This is a genomic window from Chamaesiphon sp. OTE_8_metabat_110, assembly GCF_031382685.1.
In the GTDB taxonomy this organism is placed as follows: domain Bacteria; phylum Cyanobacteriota; class Cyanobacteriia; order Cyanobacteriales; family Chamaesiphonaceae; genus Chamaesiphon.
This window is the reverse complement of the sequence record NZ_JANMZA010000462.1, coordinates 1-6,791: the sequence shown is the minus strand read 5'-3', so window position 1 is coordinate 6,791 and position 6,791 is coordinate 1. Positions and strand designations below refer to the sequence as shown.

The 6,791-nt window shown below is 47.7% G+C and carries 6 protein-coding genes and 1 pseudogene; 2 read left to right on the top strand and 5 right to left on the bottom strand.

The window, feature by feature from the left end:
- Positions 1-90: 90 nt before the first annotated feature.
- Both cbiT and RMO52_RS17065 read left to right on the top strand, forming a co-directional pair.
- A complete protein-coding gene (cbiT, locus tag RMO52_RS17070; protein ID WP_396135035.1) occupies positions 91-693 on the top strand; it encodes a precorrin-6Y C5,15-methyltransferase subunit CbiT in 603 nt (200 codons plus the stop codon).
- Positions 694-912: 219 nt separating this feature from the next.
- Positions 913-1,785 (top strand): phosphatidate cytidylyltransferase, encoded by an 873-nt coding sequence (locus RMO52_RS17065; RefSeq protein ID WP_310416554.1) that lies wholly within the window; start codon positions 913-915, stop codon positions 1,783-1,785.
- A 10-nt stretch (positions 1,786-1,795) separates the two neighbouring features.
- Here RMO52_RS17065 and RMO52_RS17060 read toward each other — a convergent pair whose 3' ends face one another.
- From RMO52_RS17060 to RMO52_RS17040, 5 genes and pseudogenes are all read right to left on the bottom strand, one after another.
- On the bottom strand, positions 1,796-2,356 hold the full coding sequence (locus RMO52_RS17060) for a hypothetical protein (RefSeq protein ID WP_309738638.1): 561 nt from the start codon (positions 2,354-2,356) through the stop codon (positions 1,796-1,798).
- Positions 2,357-2,534: 178 nt separating this feature from the next.
- Positions 2,535-3,566 carry a PRC-barrel domain-containing protein gene (locus tag RMO52_RS17055; protein ID WP_309738637.1) on the bottom strand — a complete coding sequence of 344 codons (1,032 nt, stop codon included), beginning with the start codon at positions 3,564-3,566 and terminating at the stop codon, positions 2,535-2,537.
- A gap of 244 nt (positions 3,567-3,810) precedes the next feature.
- Positions 3,811-4,974: pseudogene (locus tag RMO52_RS17050) on the bottom strand (LL-diaminopimelate aminotransferase).
- A gap of 184 nt (positions 4,975-5,158) precedes the next feature.
- Positions 5,159-5,482 (bottom strand): thioredoxin family protein, encoded by a 324-nt coding sequence (locus tag RMO52_RS17045; RefSeq protein WP_396135034.1) that lies wholly within the window; start codon positions 5,480-5,482, stop codon positions 5,159-5,161.
- Between the two features lie 197 nt (positions 5,483-5,679).
- On the bottom strand, positions 5,680-6,366 hold the full coding sequence (locus RMO52_RS17040; protein WP_310416550.1) for an HAD-IA family hydrolase: 687 nt from the start codon (positions 6,364-6,366) through the stop codon (positions 5,680-5,682).
- Between the last annotated feature and the right edge of the window lie 425 nt (positions 6,367-6,791).

Below are 6,791 nucleotides of genomic sequence, written 5' to 3'. Positions count from 1 at the left end.
ATCGAGCCACTGGTGTAAGATGTCAGTAACCATACTTCCCTACCTGCCTGCAATTTCCCCTTTCCCCTTTGCCCCTTCCCCCTTCCCCAAATTATGTCCCCACTCTGGAAATACGTCTCCCCAGGGATTCCCGACGAATTGTTTGAAAGATTGCCAGGGATTCCGATGAGTCAGCGCGAAATTAGATTATTGCTAATTTCGGCATTGAGATTGGAAGCAAATTCCGTCGTGTGGGATATTGGTGCGGGAACGGGGACAATTCCAGTGGAAATTGGGTTACTATGCCCTCAAGGACAAATTATCGCGATCGAGCGCGATGAAGAAGTAGCCAATCTGATTCAACTCAACTGCGATCGATTTGAAGTCAAGAACGTCCAAATCGTCATTGGCAGTGCGCCGCAATGTCTCAAACAAATTACTACACCCCCTCAACGTGCCTGTATCGAAGGTGGTAAAGGCATCAAACCGATCTTGCAGCAAGTTTGGGCATATCTACCAAATACCGGACGAATTGTTGTCACCGCAGCCAATCTCGAAGCTCTCTATGAAGTGTCTGAAAGTTTTACCCAGCTCCATGCCCGCAACGTTGAAGTCGTCCAATCCGCCGTCAATCGCCTCGAAACCAGAGGCAACAGTCGGCGACTCGCAGCGGTAGATCCACTATTTATTCTAAGTGCCGAAAAGCTTGAATAGGAGATGGGAGATGGGAGTTGGGAGATAGGAGATGGGAGACTGGGTGAGGGAGAACAGCTACCTCTTATTTAATCCATAATCTAAAACTTATACTGAGTTAAGCCCAACTCCCAACTCCCTGCTTGGTGAAACGCACGCTGAGGGAACCTCAGCGCGATTTCATCCGCAACTCCCATCTCCCATCTCCCATCTCCTATCTCCCAACTCCCATCTTCCCAAATGTCATTACCCCGAGTCATTAGTACCATCGTCGCGATCGCCGTAGCTTTATGTATGTTATTGCTAGGGAGCTGGTACTTTACGATCGGGATGTGTATTATCGTCTATCTCGGGCAAAGTGAGTATTTCAAACTCGTTCGCGCTAAAGGCATCGAACCAGCCAGCAAGATTACCTTAGTAGTAAGTCAAGTATTGCTGCTGGTGGGGGCAAGTGGCTCTGGAATCGACGATGCCCTATTTCCCGTCGCAGGTACCCTAATTTGCTTTTACCTGCTGTTCCTGCCCAAAATAGCCTCGATCGCGGACATTTCCACGTCCTTGTTCGGTCTATTTTATGGTGGTTATTTACCGAGCTTTTGGATTCGCTTGCGAGTAGGCTTCGATCCGCTCACGGCTCATACCTTTCCCTTTAGTACTGACTGGGCGGGATTATTAAGCACGTTAGATGTGAGCATTTTACCGCGTGCTTTCACCATTACCCTGCTGTCGTTTATGTGCATTATGGTGACAGATATTGGCGCTTACTTATTTGGCAAATGGCTCGGACGCACGCGCTTGTCCGAAATCAGTCCCAAAAAGACAGTCGAAGGCGCAATCTGTGGAATTATGAGCAGTATCGGGATGGGAATGGGTGGTGCCTGGGCGTTGCACTGGCATCACTGGTATATTGGTGGTATCGCGTTGGGCAGCCTGATTGGAATGACGAGTATGTTGGGCGATTTGACCGAATCGGTGATGAAGCGCGATGCCGGGGTGAAGGATTCGGGAGATCTGATTCCTGGGCACGGTGGTATGCTCGATCGTACCGATAGTTACATCTTTACCGCGCCGTTGGTTTACTACTTTGTCAAGTTAGTTTTACCAATGATTTAATGCCAGCGAACTAAGCTTCATTCCACAGTCTTTCTAATTGATATTGCCAAGCAGTCATCATTTCCGTGCGGATATCTTCAGTCGCACCGAGATCGCCCATGACACCTTCAGCATAAAATCTGTCGAGTGTTTGCATGGTTTGTGCGAGTGTATCTCCGCGTTGCTTGGCAATACTGACGATCGCTTTGACCTGTTTGGTGGCAAAATCTTGGAAAGCGCGATCGATGCCGACACGTTTGAGATCGATCGAGCGGTCGATCGCTGTATTAAAATCTTCAGTAGTTAGTCCCGCGACACTGTGCTGCCACACGCCCCACAACACCTCCTGATTTACCGCATAACGGGTCTCCATCGTGGCATCAAAGTTAGCAGATAGGAATTCTTCAACAAAGGTCATCGCATCGGCTGCGGGGGCAATCGGTACCAACATTCTCACCCAAGATTGTTGTGCGGACAAAATAATTAGCAGTCGATAATCTGGTGTATCGATCTGATATGACTCGTTATCGACGATTTTGAGTGTATCGCCAAAGCGGTTGGTGAGAAATGTCTGGATATCTGCTGGAGTCACAGGGTAGTAGGGGTAAGAGGTAAAAGGTAAAGGGTAAGAGGTAAAAGAGATCTGTAGTTTGGGTTGAAGAATGAAACCCAACATCCACACACGCGATTGATGAGGATGTTGGGTTTTCTCCTGGGGGAGAGGCTGCGCCAACGCGTTGCTTTACCCAACCTACATATTTCTATTTGGTTTAGCGTTGTTCTTCTTCCTGATATTCGACTTGATTGACGGTTTGAGGTAGATCTATTTTTTGGGAAGGTTCGGGTATATTGATTTTTTGAGGTTGATAGGCTGGCGATTGAGTATCTTTGCCCCACATGTCGTCATCGAGATCGAGGATTTCCTCATCTTCTAACTCAAGTGGCTTGGCAGGCGTGGAAATCGGCGTGTAGGGGACATCCTCATAAACTTTCGCCGTGCGCGGTTGTTCGCGAGCATCATTCCAGTTTTCGCCCTCGTCTTCATCGTCATAATATAGCGGTTGTTCGGCTTGAAGGCGTTGGGGTGGTAGTGGTGCGGCTTGGACTTCTTGCCAGTCGTCGTCCTCCCAGACGGTTTGCTCGACAGGGGGTGCGGCGCGTACTATCGGTTGCGGGGGAGCTAAAGGGACGCCAGCGGGTAATTGATTTTCGGGACGGATGACAGCAGGACGGTAGCTGTATTCATCTTCCCACGGTGCTTTCCCAAGTCCGATCCGTTCGAGGAAGCCGACGGAGAGTTGTTCGAGACGTTCTTCGCAGCCTTCAAATACCATCAGCCGATTTGGCCCACTACTGACTACTTCATCGATCGAGAATTCATAAGTACTGATGACATTATCGGGAATCAATGGTATCCCAAAACTAGCGATAATAATCGAGGTTAATTTACCATCATCGCAGCTAAATTTGAAGCCCCGGACCTTTCCCAGCATGTCGCCAGTTTCGGTAATGACTTCACAACCGATTAAGTTGGTATAATTCTCTGGGTCGAGATCTTCGATCGCGTCATCATTGGGTACGAGAAGAACATCACCCATTTTTTCGATCGAGGACAGATACATATACTTTACCAGTCCCCCAGGTGCCGCCAGCCAGCCATCGCGTAAACCGAGCGCGACTACTTCACGACTGTCGATATCGACGAGCAGCTCTTTGACAATCCCCAGCCGTTTGCCAGTGTCTTTGGCAATGACTTGAATGTCGATCAGATCGGAGCGTTGACGAATCAGTTCGGATATCATAGTTGGCGGATTGGGTGCTGAATACGGGGTGCAGGCGATGGCAATCTATCCCTACCATTTTATCTCGGCGGCTGCTCACCTCTATTGTACGGTTTCCTCTACCATAAATTAGACTTCCTACGAAGGTCAGGGAAGAGGGAATAGGGGATGGGGGGAACTTTAAATGAAGACAATCCTAAACAAGATTGTATTTTTACTTTCCCAGGAAGTCTACAACCGATCGATCTCGATCGATATTTTCAGCCTATAAGAATTTTGCCATTCGATCGACGGCTAGTTGTAATTTTGCTGGTTCGTGTACCAGTGCAAATCTGACATAACCCTCACCAGACTTGCCAAAACCGACCCCTGGGGACGCAGCAACGCCAGTTTGACAGACTAGCTCAGTACAAAAATCGATCGAGCTGTGCGCCCATTTTGGCGGGAGTTTTGCCCAAATATACATCGTCGCTTCCGGTGTGGGCACTTCCCACCCGATGCGATTGAGAGCAGTGACAAAGGTATCGCGCCGCTGTTGGAACGTAGCGACTGTATCGCGAACGCAATTTTGGTCGCCAGTGAGTGCCGCCGCTGCACCGTGGAGGATGCCGAGATATTGATTGAAATCGACTACTGCTTTAACTTGACGCAAAGCTTGAATTAAGTCGCGATTGCCGATCGCATAACCGATTCTAAAGCCGCCCATATTATACTACTTCGACATCTTCAAAAACTCGATCGATACGCTTTTGTCGCGATCGGCCTGTAAGATCGAGGGTACCTGAAGATCGCTAAACACCATGTCCCCATATGGGAAATCATGCACCAATACGAGATCGTGCTGCTGACAAAAAGCGACTGCTTCCTCGAAGAAGGCTATGGGCGCGATCGCAGTGGTAGGATTGTGCGGATAGCTCAACACCATCATCCGCGCTTTGGCAAGGGTTGCCGCTGGAATATCCGCCAGTACGGGCAAGAATCCATGTTCGGCTCGCAGGGGCATCGGATAAATTTCGCCTCCAGCTAGATATACACCGCCACAATGAGAAGGATAACCAGGATCCATCAGCAACGCCACATCGCCAGGTTCGAGGATTGCCAGTGGTAAATGTGCTGTCCCTTCTTGAGAACCAATCAAAGGCAATACTTCCGTCTCTGGATCGACAATTACCCCATACTTATTTGTATACCAATTTGCCACGGCTTCGCGAAATAGCCGCGTTCCATTAAATAACAAATAACCATGCGTACTCGGATCGATTAAGGATGACTGAATTGCCGCAATTACATGCGGTGAAGTGGGTAAATCTGAAGAACCCAGTGATAGATCGATTATCGTCTGTCCCAATGCCAGAGCGCGTCCCTTCGCCCGATCCATGTCAGCGAATACGTTACTTTTTAATGGTTGGAGTCGTTGGGAAAACTGCATCAGTTTAGGCTTTAGGGATTAGGCTTTGGACTTTGGATTTCAAGCTTTAGAAAATTAAAAAAAGGTAGGGTGGGCACTGCCCACCATCTATATTTTAGCCTATTACAATTTACTTTTAAAAGCGTAGCTGGCGATCGATCCTCGTGCCATAATTACCCTGATCGATCTCCTCTCACGATCGAGCCTAGAGATTGCTATCGAGAATGGTGGTAAGTTTATCTTTAGTAATGGCACCTTCTAAAGCATGAATGAGGGCATCACCTTTAAACAAGCGAATCGCGGGAACACCTTCTACCTTATAGGCTTTGACGGTTTCGGGATTGGGATCGATTTCCATTTTGACTACTTTAACTCGATCTTGGTAATTATTCGCAATCCAGTCGATCGATGGTGCCACTAACCGACAAGGCCCGCACCATGCCGCCCAGAGGTAAACTAGTACAGGTAGCTCTGCTTGTAAAACTTCACTTTCAAATTGTGCATCATTGATGACTGTAACGCTACTCACTTTGATAAACTCCGCAAACGATCGTAAAGATATTATTACCCTCTAGATTAGAGCAAAACGCAGCTCAGCGGTAGGGGATGGGGAATAGGCTTTTGGCTTTAGGTTTTAGGGGAAAGAGTAAAGGGGAAAGAGTAAAGGGGAAAGGAAATATCTCCCTATCCCCCCGTCCCCCCGTCCCCCCATCTTCCATCTCCCATCTAACACCGATTCAACCAAATCGCTGTCAAGCCAGCCTTACCCGCACCGAGATAGTCATCTTCCAGGCTATCGCCGATGTGCCATGCCGATTGCGGCGGACATCGATGTTTTGTCAAAGCTGCTGTGAAGATTTCCAGTTGGGGTTTGGCTGCACTGACTTCGGTAGAGATCGTCACTGTTGAAAAATAGGGAGCCAATTCCAACACTTCGAGAACGGTGTGCAGCCGCGAGTCAAAGTTAGATATGATAGCCAATTTTACGCCCGATTGCTGCCATTGACTCAGAGCGGGTATTACATCGGGATAGATTTCCCACGCTGCTGCTGTTGCAAAGTACCGATATAAGTCTTGAAAAAACAGATCGAAATCCTCAAATTGTTCGATGGCTCCCACGGCGGTGAATGTCTGACGATTGATTTCTCGCCACCACTGATATTCATGTGCGGGGATATCTGAAGTGGGAACGCCTGGAAAGATACAGGGGGTGGAGTTTTGGAAAGCTGAATAAAAGTATTTGTTCAGTAAATCTGGCAGACATTTAACGCCATATTTACCCGCAATTTCACTATATATATGTCCGACACTACCCCTAACTCCAAACAGCGTCCCAAAAGCATCGAGACAAATAACCGTTGGTAGTGCCAGGGAATTGGGAATATCTAGGAGTGTAGAGTAATGATGTTGCATACAATGAAGCGATCGATATTCAAAGCCAATTAGCAGACAAGTGTTTCTTCCGTAGGTTGGATTGTGATACCTGCTGTTGCAGAAGCTCCGCTAACGGCTACCACTCATCAGACCCGATCGAGCATAACATTACAAGTACTCCGAAATAAAGATCTCGATCGCGAAGTTAGGACAATTATTCAGCCGATAAGCTCATTTAATCCGCTGATAATTGTGGAGAGTCAATTACCACAAGATATCCTCTTCTGGATTGATGTTGTTAAGTAAGCGAAACGAACGACCATTCACCTACCCTTCACCCCCGATCGCCTGCTATAGTGATTTACCGTTAGGATTAAAATTTATAATAAAAATTTTCATGGACGCGACCGACGATAAGGCAGTAGTCAAAGAATATTTTAATAATACGGGATTTGAGCGATGGC

What these genes read in the sequence shown, in the direction of transcription:
- RMO52_RS17065 (WP_310416554.1), top strand. Translation starts at nt 913, where the DNA reads ATGTCATTACCCCGAGTCATTAGTACCATCGTCGCGATCGCCGTAGCT.
- RMO52_RS17055 (WP_309738637.1), bottom strand. Translation starts at nt 3,566, where the DNA reads ATGATATCCGAACTGATTCGTCAACGCTCCGATCTGATCGACATTCAA.
- RMO52_RS17040 (WP_310416550.1), bottom strand. Translation starts at nt 6,366, where the DNA reads ATGCAACATCATTACTCTACACTCCTAGATATTCCCAATTCCCTGGCA.